The sequence below is a fragment of the Bradyrhizobium sp. P3_C3 genome, assembly GCF_056402655.1.
In genome coordinates this window covers 62337-80022 of the sequence record NZ_JBFUGY010000019.1, presented here as the reverse complement: position 1 = coordinate 80022, position 17686 = coordinate 62337, and the positions used below count along the sequence as shown (strand labels likewise).

The window sequence follows — 17686 nt, the reverse complement described above, 5'->3', positions numbered from 1 at the left end:
AGGTTCGGAGGCACATCATGCCAAGTCCCCGCAATTGTCTCTCCGGCCTGCTGGTCGTCGCGGTCGCCGGAAGCGCGACATGTGCCGGCATCGCCGCGCCTAAATCCGCGCAGGCCGATAAACCCGCCGAGGTCGCGACGCGCGGCCAACGCGAGGCAAAGGACATCGTCTACGGAGACTGGCAGAAGCTCTGCTTCAAGGCAGGCGGTGCGCCGACGTTGTGCCGGACCTCAATCACCGGCAAGTTTCCAACCGGCCAGACGGCCGTGCGCGTGGACCTGATCGAGCGCGAAGGCACTCCCTCGGCACGGCTGCAACTCTTCGTGCCCGTCGGCATGTACCTGCAACAGCCGGCGAAGCTGACCGTCGACCAGGGCAGCCCCCTCCGCATCCCTTACAGCTGGTGCCTGACCAACGCCTGCATTGCGGCCGACGTCGCGCCTCCCGCGATCATCAAGGAGATGGAGTCAGGGAAGACACTTGCCCTCGAGGTCGTCGATTCAAACCTTCTGGCATTGACGACCTCGGTGCCGCTGGCGCAGTTCGCGTCCGTCCACAAGGGCGCACCGGCCAGGACGCTGGAGCAATATGTCGACGAATGAGCGGCCATGCTGCGTTACGCAGCCGACGCACGCGCCACCGACTCGATCAGGGACTGCGCCGTAAATGGCTTGACCAGATAGGCAATGCATCCGGACGCGACCGCCGCCGCGCGGTTCGCCGAGCTGTCATTTCCGGTGATGTAGATCACCGGTGCGGTGACACCCTCCTCGGCCAGTTGCCGGCGCAGGTCGATGCCGGACCTTCCGTTCAGGTCGATATCGAGAACGATGCAGATCGCCTTGTCGAAGCTGCCGTGATGGAGCAAGGCTCCAGCAGAGTCGAAGAGCGTCGCGGCAAAGCCATGCTCGCGGAGCAGTCTGTTCACGCTGGTCCGGATGGACGGATCGTCATCGACGACAAAAACAGAGTCACGCTCTGGCAAGGAAGTGCCCCTTCGAGACGAATGACTGATCACGGCGGCGCCGGCGCCATATTCGCCTGGTCTACTTGCGTGTCAGGCAAAGCGCCGCATTCGCCGCCGTGCATGGCAGCACCGCACCAACGAATTTCATATTGTCTCTTGGGGAAGTCACACCGCGGGAACTGTGCCGTGACGACAAATCAGCTAATCGTCGCTCGTATCGAGCATTCCAAGCCGTTCCGCGATCGAAACGAGCTCCGCCAGCGAACGAACCTGCATCTTCTCCATCACCTGGTGGCGGTGCGCCTTCACGGTGCGCTCGGTGGTTCCAAGCTCATGCGCGATCTGCTTGTTGATCCTGCCGCGGACGATGAGATCGAACACCTGACGCTCGCGATGCGTCAATGCGGCGAGGTGAATGCGGAAGGTCTCGAGCCTTCCGCGATGCGCCTGCGCGGTGTGCTGGCGCACCATCGCGCGCTCAATCGCAGCGATCAACTGCTCGGAGGATACCGGCTTGGTCAGGAAATCCTCCGCGCCGGCCTTGATGGCCTGCACCGTGGTTGGCGTGTCGGCGTGTCCGGTCAGGAATATGATTGGCAGCGTCGAGCCCGACGCGACCAAGCGGGTCTGCAAGTCGGGGCCGCTCAGCCCCGGTATCCACACGTCGAGCAGGATGCATCCCGGTTGTGCGTCATCAGGCGACGCATCCAGCAAATCCTGCGCCGATGCGTAGGTCGCAACGTCGTAGCCCGCGAGCTTCAACCGGCGCGCGATCGCCGTCCGGAAGGAATCGTCGTCGTCCACCACGTGAACAAGGCCGGGCACGCATCACCTCTTGCTGAATTCCGACAGCTTCTCAATCCGCGCAACAACCTCCCAACAGGCGTCCACGCTGTCCCTTGGTACAATGAACCTTGGGACAATGGATGAGAATGCCGCCTTAGTCGTAAATCAACTTCGACGGGAGTGGGACGGCGCGGCGCATTCCCAGCGGCGAGAGTTTTCGTCCGACAGACCAATTCGGCGATGAGCTGAGGAGTTGGCCTATGTTCGTTCGCATTGCAGCGGATTCGACGCCGCGTCCCAACTCCCTTCGTGACCTCGGCATGACCAGCGATTCAAATGCGCTCGTCAGTTTAAGCCAATTTACCTATAAAAAGGGCAGCGAAATCTACGGGGAGAGAGAGCCCGCCGAATATGTCTATCAGGTGACGTCCGGTGCGGTGCGAAGCTACAAGCTGCTGTCGGACGGCCGCAGGCAGATTGGCGCCTTTCACCTCGCCGGCGACATTTTTGGCCTGGAGAACGGCAACGAGCACCGCTTCACCACGGAAGCGATCGTCGACACCACGGTGCGCCTGGTCAGACGGCAAAGCCTCGAAATGGTGGCCGAAAGCGATGCGATGGTCGCCAGAAACCTGCTCAGCATGACCACGAACAACCTCCAGCATGCGGAGGACCACATGCTGTTGCTGGGACGCAAGACCTCGCTGGAGCGGGTCGCAGCGTTCCTGCTCGAGATGGACGGGCGGTTGACGGCGTCCGGCGTCATGGCGCTGCCGATGTCGCGGCGCGATATCGCCGATTACCTCGGCCTGACGCTGGAGACGGTATCCCGCGCGCTGTCACGGCTCCATGAGCTCGGCGCCCTCGGCTTCGTCGGCAACACCCAGCGTCAGATCGTGCTGCTGGATCGGCACCAGCTTGCAAGCCTCGACCTGCAGCCTTGAGCGGGCCGACACCGGCGAATGGCACAAACTGCACATCACACCGGTACCGTCCGATGCTAGCCTCTTCCGATGTGGAACGAGACCGCATTTCGGATCGCAGTCGTTTTGTTCGGGACGCTGCCGGTGGCGTTCACGGCCATGATCCTTTTCCTGGGGTGAGCTCGGCTCTGGCCGAGGCCTCCATCGGTATCAGGATCATTTAAGGCCAGGCGCCTGGGTTACGCCGAGGTGCTCGAGAGTCTTGCGCAAGACCTCGAACAGGATGGCGGCCGACCAGCCGAACAGCAGGACACCATTCATAGCCGTCAACGGGCCGATGAGGCGCCATTCGCGCACCGGCGTGATATCGCCGTAGCCGAGCGTGGTGTAGTTGACGAAGGCGAAATAGAGCGCATCACTGCCCGGTGCGGCGGCCTGAACGACTTCATACATCAGAGCCCACACCAGAACCTCCAGCGTATGCGCGACCTGCAACACCACGGCTGTCGCGACCATGACACCCATCAGATGCGCTCTTGGTCTCCTGGTTTGCCGCAAGCCCGCGCCGCGGGCGATCCCGACGGCGACGATGGTCACCAGCGCATGGATTCCGATATTGATCACGCTGACCAGCGTACCGACGAGGAATTGAAGAAGCATCGAGCGCCGCCAATCCTTTTCAGCTTTCCGGGAAGCTGCCTCAACGTGGCGACGGCCCGTTCAACAAGAGCGCCAACGTGTGCCGCGCGATGGTCAATTCATCGTCGGACGGGAGCACGTAGAGAGGGATACGACTATCGCGGCGCGAGATCAGCCGTGCGTTATGGGCGTTGGCCTTAACATCCAGTATAGCACCGAGCCAGCTCAGCCTTTCGGCGATGCGCGCGCGGATCGCGGTCGAGCCTTGGCCGATCGCGCCGGTGAAAACAAAGGCGTCAAGCCCCTCCAGCGCGGCCGCGAGCAGGCCGGCGTTGAGGCCGGCGCAGTAGGCGAGGTGCTCGACGGCCTGTTCTGCTCGCAGAAAACGAGCCGCCGCACCGTCGTCACCCGGATTGGTGAACAGAAATGCGTCGCCGGGATCGATTTCACCTGCGGAATGGTCCGACGGCGATGCGCCAAAGGCATAGAATCCATTCGTGCTTTCGACGCTGCGGCCTTCCTTCAGCGCGCACATCGAGCTGGTGTCATCGAGGCACGCAACGATCACGCGGCGCGCGGCAATCTCGGGGGCCTCAAGCGTCAGAGCTCGTGCGATCGACTCGTAGCAAAGACCGTGAGCCCCGTAACGCCTTACGTCACCTGCGCAGAGTTGATGCGCAATAGGATAGCTGCCGTTCTCCACGACCTTGCCAAGATGGAATGCAGTATCGAAGCAGGCGACTTGCGGTAGCGCCGGATGATTGGCCTGCATGATACGGATTGGCGCAAGATTATACGGTTGAAGCAGCGGCGCGAGTGCAATCAGCCGCTCCAGACGCGCCATCACGACATCATCGATCAGGGCCGGTCGGGCGTCATCCGGTCCTCCCTGAGCGACGCGATGTCCCACGGCCAGCGGCTGGATTCCCAATTCGTCCCGCAGCCAGCTATCGACAACCGCGCATGCCGCCGGGATGTCATCGACGTCGTCGTTCTGATAGGTGCGGTGCGCCAACGGATCGCCGTTCGCTCTGCTCGCCCTGAGGCGCGGATGGCGGCCGAGCCCGTCAAGCCGTCCCTTGATTTGCCGTTCCAGCCTCCCCTCGCCTCGTACGGAGAAGAGCTGGAAGTTCACGCTTCCTGCATTCGCATCGATGGCAAGGATCGCATCCATGGCGGTCAGTCGACAGCCGTCATCGCCGGGGACGTTTGCCCGAATGCGCAATCCCGCTGCGACGTTTGATGGGCCATCGACATGCCTGAGGTCAGATCTGCCTACGCCCAATCAGGGCGCATCGGGAGTCGAGAGGATTGACTTAGGTCAAAGGTGATGCGTGTGGAGATTCAGGTCTCTTCCGGCCTTTTCGGCGCAGCGGCGCGGTCGTTCCGGATCCAGGCCGCCGCGAGTTCCCAGGCGACCGACAGGATGATCGGCCCGATGAAGAGGCCGATGATTCCGTGCGCGAGCGTTCCGCCGATCACCCCGATCAGGATCACGATCGTCGGCGTGGTCAGGCCGCGCCCCATGACGATGGGTTTCAGGATGTTGTCGAGGATGCCGACGGCGCCGAGGAAGACGGTCAGGAGCACCGCGGTGGTCACGTCCTTGTCCATCCAGATCCAGACGACCACGGGGAAGAGAACGAGGAAGGGGCCGATCTGCACGATCGACAGCAACAGGACGAGGAATGCCAGCAGGCCGGCACTCGGGGCGCCTGCGAGCTTGAAGCCGATGCCGGCCAACAGCGACTGCACGATTGCGACACCGATGATGCCCTGCGACACCGCGCGGATGGTCGCGCCGGCGAGCTCCAGAAAATGCTCGCTCTGCTCCGGTACGACCCGGAACAGGAAGCCGCGCACCGCGTCGACGAGCTGCGGACCGTAGGGAAAGAGGAAGCCGGCGACGAATACCGACAGCAGGAACTGGAGCGTGCCGACACCGGCATCACCGGCGAGCGACAGCATGATCCCGGCAAGCGGTTTCAGATACGGCATCACCTCGCTCAGCGCCGCGCGAATATTGCTGTTGGCCTGGGTCCAGAGATCGTAGAGCTGGGTGCCGATCAGCGGCCAGCTCTTGATCTGTTCGGGCGCCTCCGTAAGCGTGAGATCGCCGCTGCTGATCTGGCCCGCGAGATCCTTGATCCCGTCGACTGCGCTCATGCCGAGCCAGGCCGCAGGACCAATGACGATGCCCAGCGTAACCAGCGTGAGAATGGACGCGGCGGTGCGCGGGCGGCCCCCGAGGCGCTTGGCAAGCCAGCCGAAGACTGGATAGAACGCCACCGCGAGCACCGCACTCCAGGCCAGGATTGGCACGAAGGGGCGGATGATGAGGAAAGTCCACAGGATCAGCAGCGCCAGCAATCCGAGCCGGATCACGAGCTGGATGACTCCGTCGATAGACCGATGCTGGCGAAGAGTGTTCAAGGCCTGTGTCCGGGCAGCGCTCCTGCTGGAAGCCTAGCGGCCCCTATCCCGCGGCGGGCTTGATACAGATCAATGGCGCGCCCAATGCTCGCGCCAATACACGCTAGTCTACGACGAGCACGTCATCGACCTGTGTCATCGGATCTGCGCGCTGCAGCGCTCGGACAAGACAGGCTTTGGTCTGCCGCCTGAAATCAAACAGCCCTAGGCCACGCCGCGGAGTCCCTCAGCGGAACAGGCTCGCCTTCCACCTAGTGCCTGGGATTGAGGGCATCATTCAGGCCGTCACCCATCAGGTTGAAGCCGATGACGAGCGCAATGATCGCGAGCCCCGGCCAGAAGGCCATCCATGGCGCCTCGCCGAGAAATTGCCTGGCAACGTCAAGCATGGCGCCCCATGACGGGGCCGGGGGAAGCTGGCCAAGCCCCAGAAAGGCCAGGCTCGCCTCGGCGAGAACTGCAATCGCCATGGTCAGCGTCGCCTGCACAATCGTGGGGGCAAGCACGTTCGGCAGCACCTGTCCGGTCAGGATGGCGAGATGGCCGAGGCCCTGGGACCGGGCCGCGGCGATGTAATCCTCGGTGCAGACAACCAGCGTCTCGGCACGCGCGACACGAACGAACACCGGCACGGCGGAAATGCCGATGGCAATCATCGCATTTTGCAGGCTGGGGCCCAGGAACGCGGCGAGCGCAATCGCCAGCACCAGAAAGGGGCAAGCGAGCAGCGCATCGGCGAAGCGCGAGATCACCATGTCGGTGAGGCCGCCGAAATAGCCGGCCATGAGACCAAACGGAAGGCCGATCAGCACCGCGACCGTCACGGAGACGATGCCGGCGGAAAGCGAGGCTTGCGTGCCGAAGATCACGCGCGACAGCACGTCCCGACCGAGATCGTCGGTGCCGAACCAATGTGCCGCACCGGGTGCCGCGCGAATCGCCATCCAGTCCGGCGAGTTTGGATCGTACGGCGCAATCCACGAGGCAAACACCGCCAGCACGACGAAGAACAGGATGATCGTGGCCCCGATGACGGCGGATGGTTCGCGCAACAGGCGACGAATTTCCGAAGGAGCGGCGGCGCGTGCCTGACTTGCGACCGGCACCGTCTCAATCGAGCTCATGACCTGAGCCTCGGATTGAGCAGCACATAGGCCACGTCGGCAATCAGGCTCATCAGAAGGAATACGGCTGCTGTGCAGAGCACGACCGCCTGAACCACGGCATAATCGCGGCTGAACACGCCGTCGACGACCATCTTGCCGAACCCCGGGATGGAAAAGACCTGCTCCGTCAACACCGCGCCGGCCAGCAGTTCGCCAAATTGCAGTGTGCCCAGCGTGACCACGGGAATCAGCGCGTTCGGCAGCGCATGACGCAGCACGATGGTGCTTTCGCGGACGCCCTTCGCGCGGGCGGTGCGCACGTAGTCCTGCTTCATCGCCTCGATCATCGCGCCGCGGACATGGCGCATCATGATCGCAGCGGTGCCCGTGCCGAGCACCAAAGCGGGCATCAGCATCGAAAGCAGGTTGCCTCCCACGCTCTCGGACGGCGGAACGAAACCTCCGGCCGGAAGCCAGCCGAGATTCACCGAGAACAGAAGGATCAGCATGATCCCCAGCCAGAAATGCGGGATCGACAGTCCGGCAAGCCCGAACAGACTGGCGCCGTAGTCGAAGGGCGTCCCGCGCCCCAGCGCCGCGAAGATCCCGATCGGCAACCCGACGAGCAGCGCGACCAGCATCGACAGCATCGCGAGCTCAGCGGTCACCGGCAATTTTTCCGCCAGCATGGTGCCGATCGGCAATCGGGTGCGTACCGACGTGCCGAAGTCACCGTGCACCAGGGCTTTCAGCCAGACGGCGTATTGCACCGGGATCGGATCATTGAAGCGATACTTCTGCCGAAGATATTCAACGACTTCGGGATTACGCTCTTCTCCGGCGAGCGCCAGCGCAGGATCGCCGGGCAGCAGTTTCTGCAAACCGAACACCATCATCGACACCAGCAACAGGGTCGGCAGCAGGACGGCAAGCCGGCGCAGAAGCAAGCTCTTCATCGGGGCAGACTGGTCCTCACCAGGGCGAGCGCATCGGCGGGCGCGAGGCGTTGCGCATCAATTCACAGGCCTGACACCGACCAGACGCAACAAACCGTCCGGCACCATGACGATGCCGCCGACCGATTTGCGGGCCGCAAAGAACCAGTTCGGGTGATGGAGGGGAATCGACGAGAGCGCCGTCAGGTAAATGTCCGTCGCTTTGGCGTAGAGTGCCTTGCGCTTGGCTTCGTCAGCCTCGCCCCGGGCCTGGTTCAGGATCGCATCGAGATCCTTGTTGCAGTACTTGTTGACGTTCTGGGAGCCCGCGCAACTGAAAAAGGCGACCAGCGTCGGGTCCGGGTCAGCGCGGCCGCTCCAGTTGCCGATATAGGCTTCGAAATTGCCGTTCATGTAGCGCTCGATGGCCGTGGTCGTTTCCATGGGCAGCAGCTTGACGTCGAAACCGGCCTCGCCCGCCATCGACTGTATGATCTGTGCGACCCGGGAATCGCCGGCCGTATTCTCGTACTGGATCTCGACCGGCACGCGAGTCATTCCGGCGGCGGCAATCATTGCCTTTGCCTTGGCAACATCGCGAGCCGGCGCCTTGCGCGCGCTATCGTAGAACGGAGATGACGGCGGGATCATCTGGTTATCCGCCAGGAACTCGCCGTTGAAGGCGACGCGGTTGATGACATTGCGATCGATCGCCAGCTCAAAGGCCTGACGCAGCGTCGCGTTCTTGCCGAGTGGCGTATCGGCCTTCGCGCCCGCGCCGACATTGAACATCAGATGCGAGACGGCAAGTCCCTGGCCGGAATGCAGGGCGAGGTTGGGATCGTCGCGTACGGTCTTGAGATCGGTCGGCGCGATACGCTCCGCGAGATCGAGATCGCCCGCCCGGACACGCGACAACCGCACGGTCGAGTCGGGAACGTAGTAGTAGACGACCTCGTCATAGCCGACTCGTGCAGCGTTCCAGTAGCCGGGATATTTCTTGACGCGAATGAGGTCGCGCGACTTGCGCTCGGCAAATTGATACGGACCGGCACAGACCGGCGCGGCTGCAAATTCCCCGGCTTTCTCCGTGGCGGCCTTGGGCGAGACCATCATGCCGGCACGATCGCTGAGATTGGCAAGCAGCGGCACGAACGGCTCCGACAGGTTGAACTTCACCTTGTCCGCGGCAAGCGCTTCGACGCTCGCGACCGGCGCCAGCTCGGCCTTGCGCTTGGAATCCGGCATGGACTTCATGCGCTCGATATTGAACTTGACTGCCGCTGCATCGAACGCGGTGCCATCGTGGAACGTGACGTTCTGGCGCAGCGTAAAGGTGATCGACTTGCCGTCCGCGGACCACTCCCATGCCTCCGCCAGCTGCGGCACGATCTTGAGGTCGGGGGAGATATCGACAAGCTTGTCGCACAGCGCCGCAAACACGAAGCGGCCGGAGTATGTGCCGCTGAGTGCCGGGTCGAGCGCATCGGGATCGTCCTGAATGCCGACCCGCAATGTCGCGGCACTCGCCGAGACCAGGCCCGATGCGATCATCAGAATTGCCGCCAACGCCGTGCCCGTCCGCTTCATACGGAATTCCTTTCGTCGCACGCCTATCCCAAGGCTTCCAAGGCTCTGCTGTTGAAGGTCAAGACAAGCACGACTGAACCTATTTGTAAACATCTCGAACAAATCACCCTAGGATATAGAACTAAATTACAATACATCGCTTTTGAAGGCGAAAAATCCTTGCACCACGCCCCTTGACGGCAGATCAGGCGACGTATTAGTTCGGCATATTGACTAATTGGATTGAGGCCCATGCCAGACGCCCCCTCATCGCCCGTTGCGCGACAGCAATCCGTGCGCCTTGTGGTTGAGCGCCTGCTGCGCGATCGCTCGGTATCGCGCGCCGAAATCGCCCGCAGCACGGGCCTGTCCAAGCAGACCATCTCCGAAGTGATGCGTGATCTCGAGCGCGACGGCTGGGTCCATGAGGACGGTCAGATTCAGGGCAGTGTGGGGAGAAGCGCCGTCACCTATGCGCTCCGGCCGGACGCCGCCTTCGTGTTGGGTATCGACCTTGGAGGCACGAAACTGCACGTCGCACTTGCCGATCTGCACGGTGAGATCGTCGCCGAGAGCATCGAACCGACATCCGGCGACGGCGGCGCTGCCGTGGTCGCACAGATCGATCGCATGAAGGATGCCCTGCTTCAGCGTGCGTCCGTATCGGCGCAACGCTTGCGCGGCGGCGTGATGGGAAGTCCGGGGATGGTCGACCCAGCGTCGGGCAGCATCGCCATCGCGCCCAATATCCCCGGACTGGATAGCCTGGACGTGAGGGCCGCGCTGCGCGAACGGCTCGGAATCGACGTCGCCATCGAAAATGACGTCAATCTCGCCGCAATCGGGGAGCATTGGCGCGGCAATAGCCGCAAGGCGCGCAGTTTCGCCTTCATCGCAGTCGGCACCGGCATTGGCATGGGCATCTTTTCGAACGGCTATCTCGTGCGCGGCGCACGCGGGGCGGCCGGCGAGATAGCCTACCTGCCGCTTGGGGGCGATCCCTACGATGCGCGCGGTCTTCGGTTCGGCACCCTGGAAACCGCGATCGGCAGCGCCGGCATTGTCGAACGCTATATCGCGCTCGGCGGCGCGCCCGGCAGTACCGTGCGCGATGTCTTCGATCGGCTCGCGGTCGAGGAGGCGGCGCGAGTGACGATCGACGAGATCGGCCGGATCCTCACGACCGCGATCCTGGCGGTGCACAGCATCCTCGATTCGGAAATCATCATCATGGGCGGCAGCATCGGCGCGCGGCCCGAGTTGAAGGTCCGGATCGATGAACATCTGGCACGCTGCATGCGCGAGCCTGTTCGTATCGAGCTCAGCGCGCTCGGCAATCGCGCCACGCTGATCGGCGCGATCGGCAGCGCGATCGACCTCGTGCATCGCTCGCTGTTTGGCATCGGCAAGGATGCGGGCCCACTGGCTCTTCCTTTCACGGCAGCAGATGTCGCGGCATGAGAGAGCAGGCGCCGAGAATCGAGATTGTCGGCAATGCCGCCGCCGTCGCGGAACGAGCAGCCGCGCTTGTCATCGCGCGGCTGCACGATCGACGGCCGGTTACCCTCGGTCTTGCGACCGGAGCGACAATGGCGCCGCTCTATGCCCGCCTTGTCGCCGCGACCCGCGCCGGCCTCATCTCATTCCGAACGGTGTCGAGTTTCAACCTCGATGAATATGTGGGCGTCGCCCCCCAATCGGCCGGAAGCTTCCATGCCTACATGCAGCAGCATTTGTTCGGGCATGTGGATATGGAAGCCGGTCGGGCAAAGATCCCCGATGGCACGGCCGACGACGTCGCCGCCGAGGCCGCGCGCTATGAGGCGCAGATTGCGGCTGCCGGGGGCATCGACCTCCTGCTCCTCGGCATCGGCGCCAACGGCCATATCGGCTTCAATGAGCCAGGTTCGGATTTCGCTTCACGTACCCGCGAGGTCAGACTCGATGAAGCAACCCGCATCGCGAATGCCATCAATTTTCCCGATCCGGCGTCGGTTCCCGAACGTGCGATCACAATGGGCATAGCAACAATCCTGGAGGCTCGGAGCATCCTCCTGATCGCCAAGGGGCCGGAGAAAGCAGCCGCACTCGCAGCCGCGATCGAGGGTCCGATCACAGCAGCTTGTCCTGCCTCGGCACTCCGCCTGCACGGCAACGTCGATATCCTTTGCGATGAACCGGCTGCCGCAGCCCTCGCCACGCGGCCCCACAACAACAATCGGAGAAGGGCATGAGCTGGGGACAGCGCGATTTCATGGTGCCGGGGCGCTCGCTGGCGGTGGGCGACCGGGGCATGGCCGCGACCTCTCATCCGGCCGTCACGCTCGCTGCGGTCGAGATCCTGCGCAGTGGCGGCAATGCGGTCGATGCCGCCATTGCCGCGATCGCCCTCCAGGGTGTCATTGATCCGCATATGACCGGCATCGGCGGCGACTGTTTTGCGATCTATGCTCCCGCCTCCGGCAAGCCCGTCGCTGTCAACGGCTCGGGCCGAGCGCCGGCGAAGGCCGAACTCGGCTGGTTTCGGCAACGCGGGCTGGCGTCGATCCCGGACGATTCACCCCATGCAGTCACAGTTCCGGGTGCGGTCGATGCCTGGTGCCGCCTCTCTGGCGACTATGGTTCAAAAGGCCTGGACGAGGTTCTGGCGCCGGCGATCCGCGCGGCCGAGACCGGCTTTGTGGTGACGCCCCGCGCCGCGCTGGATTGGGCACGCTACGCCGATCGCATCGAACGACATCGGACTGGCGTACCGGTCTATCTGCCCGGTGGCGCTGCGCCCGCCGTCGGTAGCAAGCTCAATCATCCCGCACTCGGCGCGACGCTGCGCCGGATCGCACGCGAGGGGCGCGCCGCGTTTTACGAAGGTGCCGTCGCCGAAGAAATCGTCGCGACATTGAAGGCGCTGGGCGGAATGATGCAGCTTGAAGATCTCGCAAGTGCCCGATCGGAGTACGTCGAGCCGATCAGCGCCGACTACCGCGATCATCAAATCCTGCAATGTCCGCCTAACGGACAGGGCGTCGCGGCGCTGCTGATCGCCCGCATCCTTGCCGGCTTCGACATGGCCAATCCGGCGCTCGGCGAGGCGGATCGCATTCACCTCCTTGCCGAGGCAACCAAGGCGGCCTACCGGCAGCGCGACGCGCTGGTAGCCGATCCGGAATTCCGTCCGCTCGATGTCGACTCGCTGCTCTCGGAGTCGTCAGTCGCGGCATTGCGCTCCTCCATCGACCGGAAGCGTGCCGGCGCATCAGCAGATTTTGACATGCCTGTTCATCGTGACACGGCTTACGTTGCGGTCGCCGACCGCGACGGCAACATGGTATCTTTCATCAATTCGCTTTTCTTCGCGTTCGGCAGCGGCATCTACGCTCCGCGCGCTGGCGTGCTATTACAGAACAGGGGTTCGGGATTCTCCCTTCTCGAAGGACATCCCAATGCGATTGCGCCGCGAAAACGTCCCTTTCACACCATCATTCCGGGTCTGCTGGCGAAGCATGGCAAGCCGATCATGGCCTTTGGCGTGATGGGTGGACAATACCAGGCGGCGGGACATGTGCAGATCCTGAGCGGCGTGCTCGACCGTGGGCTCGACATTCAGCAGTCCTCGGATGCGCCGCGCAGCTTTGCGTTTGATGGTACGCTGAGCCTCGAACCCACGATTCCCGGCTCCGTCGCCGACGAATTGATTGCGCGCGGTCACCGCGTGATCAGGGCGGACGAACCGCTCGGAGGCTGTCAGGCCGTGCACGTCGATCTTTCCAGGGGCGTCATTCTCGGCGCGTCGGACCATCGCAAGGACGGCATTGCACTGGCGGCGTGACCAGGATGAGAAAGACGTGATGTCGGATCGGGCAGCATGAGCGAGACAACGGAGGCGATCCTGTCGATCGAGCGGCTGACGCTGGCGCTGCCCGCCGGCGGGGATCGCGCCTCTGCCGTCGAGGACGTTTCGCTTGCCCTGTATCCGCGGCAAATCCTCTGCGTCGTCGGTGAATCCGGCTCCGGTAAATCGGTCTGCGCCTCTGCCGTAATGGGCCTGCTGCCCAGGGCTATTCGCCCGGTTGCAGGGGCCATACACTTTGAGGGACGCGATTTGCTGAACCTCCCCGCAGCAGAATGGCGGACGTTGCGCGGGCGACGCATTGCGATGATCTTCCAGGAACCGATGACAGCGCTCAATCCTGTGATCAGGATCGGCGACCAGATCATGGAAGCGTTCGAGGCGCACGGACAATTCACGCCAACTGAGCGGCAAACCCACTTGCGCGCCCTCCTCGAAGAGGTAGGCATGCGCGACCTCGAGCGGATCATCCATAGCTACCCGCATCAGTTGTCGGGTGGCCAGCGTCAGCGTGCCATGATCGCAATGGCCCTTGCGCTCGAACCATCGATCCTGGTCGCGGACGAACCAACCACGGCACTCGACGTCACGACACAGGCACAGATCCTTCGATTGATCCGGGACATTCAGCAGCGGCGCGGCATGGCGGTGCTGTTCATCACCCATGATTTCGGCGTCGTCGCCGACATCGCGGACCGCGTCGCGGTCATGGAGAAGGGTCGCGTCGTCGAACAGGGATCCGTGGAGGACGTGCTCGAACGCCCGCAGCATCCCTATACGCGCCGGCTGCTCGCCGCGGTGCCCGGCGGGACCCCGCCGGTCCGGGCCCGGGTCCAGGACGAACCGATCGCCTGCGCCGCGACCGGACTTGCGAAGATCTATCGTGGCAGCGACTGGTTCAGCTCGCAGACCGAGGTCGCAGCCGTAAAGAATGTGACCTTCGAAATCCGGCGCGGCGAGACGCTCGGCCTCGTCGGAGAGTCCGGCTCGGGCAAGAGCACGATCGGTCGGCTGGTGATGCGTCTCACCGACGCCGATGCGGGCGTGGTCCGTATCGGCGAACTCGATTTCTCCAAGGCTCGCGGTGCCCGCCTGCGGGCCGCCCGCAAGCATGTCCAAATGGTGTTCCAGGATCCCTTCGCCTCGCTCAATCCACGCCGCCGCGTCGGGCGAATTATCGCCGACGGGCCGATCGCGCACGGCGTCCCGCCGGCGCAGGCCTTCGCGCGTGCCGAGGAACTGCTGGCGCTCGTGGGTCTCGACCCGAGCGCCGCGCGACGCTTTCCGCATGAATTCTCCGGAGGGCAACGCCAGCGGATCGGAATTGCGCGCGCGCTGGCGCTCGACCCGGAGGTGCTGGTGGCCGACGAACCGGTGTCAGCGCTCGACGTCTCTGTCCAGGCGCAGGTGCTCACCTTGCTCGAGACATTGAAGGCGCGGCTGCGGCTGGCAGTGCTGTTCATCACCCACGATCTCAACGTCGCGGCCCAGGTCTGCGATAGGATCGCAGTGATGCGCCTCGGAGAAATCGTCGAGATCAGGCCGACGGTAGATCTGCTGGAACGGCCGGAGCATCCCTACACGCAGGCACTGCTGGCCGCGATCCCGGGCAGGCAACGCAGAACGTCCACGTCGGTCTGAACCACCACATTTTCATTGAAGGAGGTCTCTGACATGCAGAAGCTCACGGAACTTCCAATGCTGCGCATCGGCCTTGTCGGCAGCGGCTTCATTGCCGCGTTCCATCTGCAGTCCATGCTCGGCGTGCGCAACGTCAGCGTCGGCGGCGTCTACAGCCGTTCCGCCGAACGGCGGACGCGCATTGCCGACAAGGCGCGCAATCTTGGCCTTGGGCCGGCGCATGTGTTTGACAGCATCGAGGCGATGGCAATGTCCGGCGAGGTCGATGCGCTTTGGCTGCTGACGCCGAACGACAGCCGTCTCGACATCATGCGCGAGATCCACCGCGTGACCAAGGYCGGGGCTCCCCTGCGCGCCATTGCTTGCGAAAAGCCGCTCGCCCGCACGCTTGCCGAAGCACGGGAAATGCGCAGGCTCGTCGAAGATGCAGGCCTGCTTCACGGTTATCTGGAGAACCAGCTTTTCTCGACCGCGGTGATGCGCGGCAAGGACATCATCTGGCGCCGAGCCGTACCCGGAAGTGGACGCCCCTATCTCGCGCGTGCCGCCGAGGAGCATTCAGGACCGCACGAGCCATGGTTCTGGCAAGGCGACAAGCAAGGAGGGGGCGTGCTCTCCGACATGATGTGCCATTCAGTCGAGGTCGCACGCTTCATGCTGACCGCGCCCGGCGCAAAGCGCGACTCCTTACGGCTGGTCAGCGCCAGCGCCACGACGGCCAATCTCAAATGGACGCGCCCCCACTACGCTGCCGACCTCAAGAGGCGAATGGGTGTCGATTTCACCAAACGTCCGGTCGAAGATTTTGCGCGCGGGATACTTACGATGGAAGATACCGACGGGCATCAATTGATGATCGAGGCGACAACCTCATGGGCATATGTCGGTGCCGGCTTGCGCATCCAGCTTGAATTGCTTGGTCCCGAATATTCGATGGAGTTCTCCTCGCTCTCGACTGGCCTCAAGGTCTTCCTCTCCCGCGCGATCAGCGGATCAGAGGGCGAGGATCTCGTCGAGAAGCAGAATTCCGAGCAAGGTCTGATGCCGGTGGTCGAGGACGAAGCCGGCATCTACGGCTACACCGACGAGAACCGCCATATGGTGGAGGCATTCAGGCGAGGCATGAGTCCGGCAGAAACCTTCGATGACGGGGTCGGCGTCATGGAAATGCTTATGGGGCTCTATCGCTCCGCGGAGCTTGGCCGGACGATCCATTTCCCCGATCCCGAACTCGAACACTATGTTCCTCTCGTGGCTCGCTGACGGCATGAAGCCTTGTCCTTCAGGCCGAGGAGTCGAGATCACCGACGAGAAGCTCGGCTTCAACATCGTGTCTTCCCGAGGATGGCGCGCTGCTATTTCGCCAAGCGGAACTTCCCACCCTCGACCTTGATCAAAAAGGCTGAGCGTTCATCATAGCCGTTGTGGTCGGTCTTGCTCATGTTCGATAGCCCGTTGTTGAGATAGACGTTCTCCCCGCGCTCGAGTTCGTCCCGCAGAGCTGCACGAAACTCGGGCGTGCCCGGCTTCGTCGTCTTCAGCGCGTTCGGAGCAGCTTTCCCGATCAGCGCGACGACATCCCAGAGGTGAGCCGCGAACATATTGGGCTTCTGACCGTTCACCGCCTCATAGGCGGTCACGAACTGCTCCGTGGCGTGACGGAACGGATCTCCTGCCGGAAGATCGGCCGCAATGGTAAAGGCCTCACCGGCGAAAATAGCGCCTTCGACGGTCGCGCCTCCGAGCTTGATGAACTCCTCGCTGGCCACGCCATGCGTCTGAAAGATCTTTCCGGTGTATCCGCGCTCACGGAGCGCCTGTTGCGGCAGGACCGCCGGGGTACCAGCAGAAGCAATGAAGACGGCGTCAGGATTCGTCGACATCACCTTCAACGCCTGGCCGGTGACGCTGGTATCCGCACGCGCGTAGACTTCATGTGTGGTCACCGTCAGACCCAAGGTCGGCGCAAGGCGGCTCACCTCCTTATAGTAACCTTCGCCATACCCATCCGAAACACCGATAAATCCAAGCGCCTTCGCGCCGGATTTCGCGATGTATTTCAGAATGGCGCTCGCCATCAGGTCATCGTTGGGGACGACCTTGAAGGCCCAGGCCCGTTTGTCGTCCAGCGGCTGAACGATGGCGGTGGCGGCCGCAAGCGATAGCAGCGGCGTCTTCGACTCCAGCGCGACGTCGAGCATCGGCATGGTCACCGGCGTCAGAGAAGACCCGACCAGCACGTCGACCTTGTCCTGGATCACGAGCCGGCGCGCGTTCTGGATCCCTTTGGTGGAATCAGACTCGTCGTCCAGGATGATGTAGGTCACCTTCTCTCCGCCGATCTCTTTTGGCAGAGCTGCGACAGTCTTGAGCTGGGGTTGCCCCAACGCAGATCCCGGGCCGGTGGCCGAAATCACAATTCCGACTTTAATTTCCGCATGCGCCGCGTATCCATAAAGTACGCAGGCCACAACAAGACAAACTCGCGTAAAACCGATAGTCATGTAGCTCCTCCCTGTCCGCCCCGGTGCTTCGGCCAGTTGCATCGGACCCGCGGGGCAGCATCAAGGACCCGGAGGAGATCGTCCGATGTTCGAGCCCTGTCCCGGGGTTACGAGCAACCAGGCGAGCGACCCTAAGCGGATCGCAGGGCTGTGTCTGTCCCTATGCCTAGGGACAAGGACCCGCGTATCAAGCCAGGCGCTGGCCCAAGCCGCAGGAGTACGGTTCATTGCGTATGTTTTGCTTCGGACTATTGGCCTAACAGCTTCCTGATACCTGCCAAACCGGCACGCAGGAACGGATCTGAGTGGATGTAGAAATATTTGACGCCGCGCTCA

General features: G+C 63.0%; 16 protein-coding genes. 7 read left to right on the top strand and 9 right to left on the bottom strand.

The features are described from left to right. Positions 1 to 17: 17 nt before the first annotated feature. Entirely contained in the window at positions 18 to 602 is a 585-nt protein-coding gene (locus AC1DW2_RS22255; RefSeq protein WP_063981855.1) for an invasion associated locus B family protein, read from the top strand. 14 nt (positions 603 to 616) lie between these two features. Here the strand turns inward: AC1DW2_RS22255 and AC1DW2_RS22250 are convergent, their stop codons facing one another. Together AC1DW2_RS22250 and AC1DW2_RS22245 are read right to left on the bottom strand one after the other, a co-directional pair. Further along, positions 617 to 985 (bottom strand): response regulator transcription factor, encoded by a 369-nt coding sequence (locus AC1DW2_RS22250; RefSeq protein WP_063981854.1) that lies wholly within the window; start codon positions 983 to 985, stop codon positions 617 to 619. Between the two features lie 183 nt (positions 986 to 1168). Beyond that, the gene (locus AC1DW2_RS22245; protein ID WP_063981853.1) at positions 1169 to 1792 is read right to left on the bottom strand and encodes a response regulator transcription factor; all 624 of its coding nucleotides are present in this window, start codon (positions 1790 to 1792) and stop codon (positions 1169 to 1171) included. A gap of 221 nt (positions 1793 to 2013) precedes the next feature. Here AC1DW2_RS22245 and AC1DW2_RS22240 point away from each other — a divergent pair, with 221 nt between their 5' ends. Further along, complete coding sequence (locus AC1DW2_RS22240; protein WP_063981852.1) at positions 2014 to 2697, top strand: helix-turn-helix domain-containing protein; 684 nt, start codon at positions 2014 to 2016, stop codon at positions 2695 to 2697. A gap of 195 nt (positions 2698 to 2892) precedes the next feature. On the opposite strand, the gene AC1DW2_RS22235 is transcribed toward AC1DW2_RS22240, so the two are convergent. The 6 genes from AC1DW2_RS22235 to AC1DW2_RS22210 form a co-directional block, all read right to left on the bottom strand. Further along, positions 2893 to 3336 carry a potassium channel family protein gene (locus tag AC1DW2_RS22235; RefSeq protein WP_063981851.1) on the bottom strand — a complete coding sequence of 148 codons (444 nt, stop codon included), beginning with the start codon at positions 3334 to 3336 and terminating at the stop codon, positions 2893 to 2895. 40 nt (positions 3337 to 3376) lie between these two features. After that, positions 3377 to 4489: an acetate kinase gene (locus AC1DW2_RS22230; protein ID WP_354102852.1), complete on the bottom strand. Its 1113-nt coding sequence runs from the start codon at positions 4487 to 4489 to the stop codon at positions 3377 to 3379. Between the two features lie 170 nt (positions 4490 to 4659). After that, positions 4660 to 5748: an AI-2E family transporter gene (locus AC1DW2_RS22225; RefSeq protein WP_063981849.1), complete on the bottom strand. Its 1089-nt coding sequence runs from the start codon at positions 5746 to 5748 to the stop codon at positions 4660 to 4662. A 251-nt stretch (positions 5749 to 5999) separates the two neighbouring features. After that, positions 6000 to 6872, bottom strand: coding sequence for an ABC transporter permease (locus tag AC1DW2_RS22220; RefSeq protein ID WP_063981848.1), 873 nt, complete (start codon positions 6870 to 6872; stop codon positions 6000 to 6002). Then, on the bottom strand, positions 6869 to 7810 hold the full coding sequence (locus tag AC1DW2_RS22215; protein ID WP_028149199.1) for an ABC transporter permease: 942 nt from the start codon (positions 7808 to 7810) through the stop codon (positions 6869 to 6871). The genes AC1DW2_RS22220 and AC1DW2_RS22215 overlap by 4 nt, the downstream gene beginning before the upstream one ends. Positions 7811 to 7867: 57 nt before the next feature. Beyond that, positions 7868 to 9379 (bottom strand): ABC transporter substrate-binding protein, encoded by a 1512-nt coding sequence (locus AC1DW2_RS22210; protein ID WP_063981847.1) that lies wholly within the window; start codon positions 9377 to 9379, stop codon positions 7868 to 7870. Between the two features lie 231 nt (positions 9380 to 9610). Between AC1DW2_RS22210 and AC1DW2_RS22205 the strand changes: the two genes are divergently transcribed. Genes AC1DW2_RS22205 through AC1DW2_RS22185 form a run of 5 tightly spaced genes read left to right on the top strand, consistent with a single transcriptional unit; the run spans position 9611 to position 16109 of the window. After that, complete coding sequence (locus tag AC1DW2_RS22205; RefSeq protein ID WP_063981846.1) at positions 9611 to 10819, top strand: ROK family transcriptional regulator; 1209 nt, start codon at positions 9611 to 9613, stop codon at positions 10817 to 10819. Further along, complete coding sequence (gene nagB / locus AC1DW2_RS22200; protein ID WP_063981845.1) at positions 10816 to 11592, top strand: glucosamine-6-phosphate deaminase; 777 nt, start codon at positions 10816 to 10818, stop codon at positions 11590 to 11592. The genes AC1DW2_RS22205 and nagB overlap by 4 nt, the downstream gene beginning before the upstream one ends. Further along, on the top strand, positions 11589 to 13184 hold the full coding sequence (ggt, locus tag AC1DW2_RS22195; protein WP_283017297.1) for a gamma-glutamyltransferase: 1596 nt from the start codon (positions 11589 to 11591) through the stop codon (positions 13182 to 13184). The genes nagB and ggt overlap by 4 nt, the downstream gene beginning before the upstream one ends. A 36-nt stretch (positions 13185 to 13220) precedes the next feature. Beyond that, positions 13221 to 14846: a dipeptide ABC transporter ATP-binding protein gene (locus tag AC1DW2_RS22190; RefSeq protein WP_231142813.1), complete on the top strand. Its 1626-nt coding sequence runs from the start codon at positions 13221 to 13223 to the stop codon at positions 14844 to 14846. 33 nt (positions 14847 to 14879) lie between these two features. Beyond that, positions 14880 to 16109 (top strand): Gfo/Idh/MocA family protein, encoded by a 1230-nt coding sequence (locus AC1DW2_RS22185; RefSeq protein WP_477007163.1) that lies wholly within the window; start codon positions 14880 to 14882, stop codon positions 16107 to 16109. A gap of 92 nt (positions 16110 to 16201) precedes the next feature. Here AC1DW2_RS22185 and AC1DW2_RS22180 read toward each other — a convergent pair whose 3' ends face one another. After that, positions 16202 to 17350, bottom strand: a complete 1149-nt coding sequence (locus tag AC1DW2_RS22180; RefSeq protein WP_283017298.1) for an ABC transporter substrate-binding protein — start codon at positions 17348 to 17350, stop codon at positions 16202 to 16204. Positions 17351 to 17686: the final 336 nt, after the last annotated feature.

Coding starts and splice junctions, on each gene's coding strand:
- ggt (WP_283017297.1), top strand. CDS start 11,589: ATGAGCTGGGGACAGCGCGATTTCATGGTGCCGGGGCGCTCGCTGGCG.
- AC1DW2_RS22210 (WP_063981847.1), bottom strand. CDS start 9,379: ATGAAGCGGACGGGCACGGCGTTGGCGGCAATTCTGATGATCGCATCG.
- AC1DW2_RS22230 (WP_354102852.1), bottom strand. CDS start 4,489: ATGGATGCGATCCTTGCCATCGATGCGAATGCAGGAAGCGTGAACTTC.
- AC1DW2_RS22205 (WP_063981846.1), top strand. CDS start 9,611: ATGCCAGACGCCCCCTCATCGCCCGTTGCGCGACAGCAATCCGTGCGC.
- AC1DW2_RS22255 (WP_063981855.1), top strand. CDS start 18: ATGCCAAGTCCCCGCAATTGTCTCTCCGGCCTGCTGGTCGTCGCGGTC.
- nagB (WP_063981845.1), top strand. CDS start 10,816: ATGAGAGAGCAGGCGCCGAGAATCGAGATTGTCGGCAATGCCGCCGCC.
- AC1DW2_RS22215 (WP_028149199.1), bottom strand. CDS start 7,810: ATGAAGAGCTTGCTTCTGCGCCGGCTTGCCGTCCTGCTGCCGACCCTG.
- AC1DW2_RS22235 (WP_063981851.1), bottom strand. CDS start 3,336: ATGCTTCTTCAATTCCTCGTCGGTACGCTGGTCAGCGTGATCAATATC.
- AC1DW2_RS22240 (WP_063981852.1), top strand. CDS start 2,014: ATGTTCGTTCGCATTGCAGCGGATTCGACGCCGCGTCCCAACTCCCTT.
- AC1DW2_RS22190 (WP_231142813.1), top strand. CDS start 13,221: ATGAGCGAGACAACGGAGGCGATCCTGTCGATCGAGCGGCTGACGCTG.
- AC1DW2_RS22180 (WP_283017298.1), bottom strand. CDS start 17,350: ATGACTATCGGTTTTACGCGAGTTTGTCTTGTTGTGGCCTGCGTACTT.
- AC1DW2_RS22220 (WP_063981848.1), bottom strand. CDS start 6,872: ATGAGCTCGATTGAGACGGTGCCGGTCGCAAGTCAGGCACGCGCCGCC.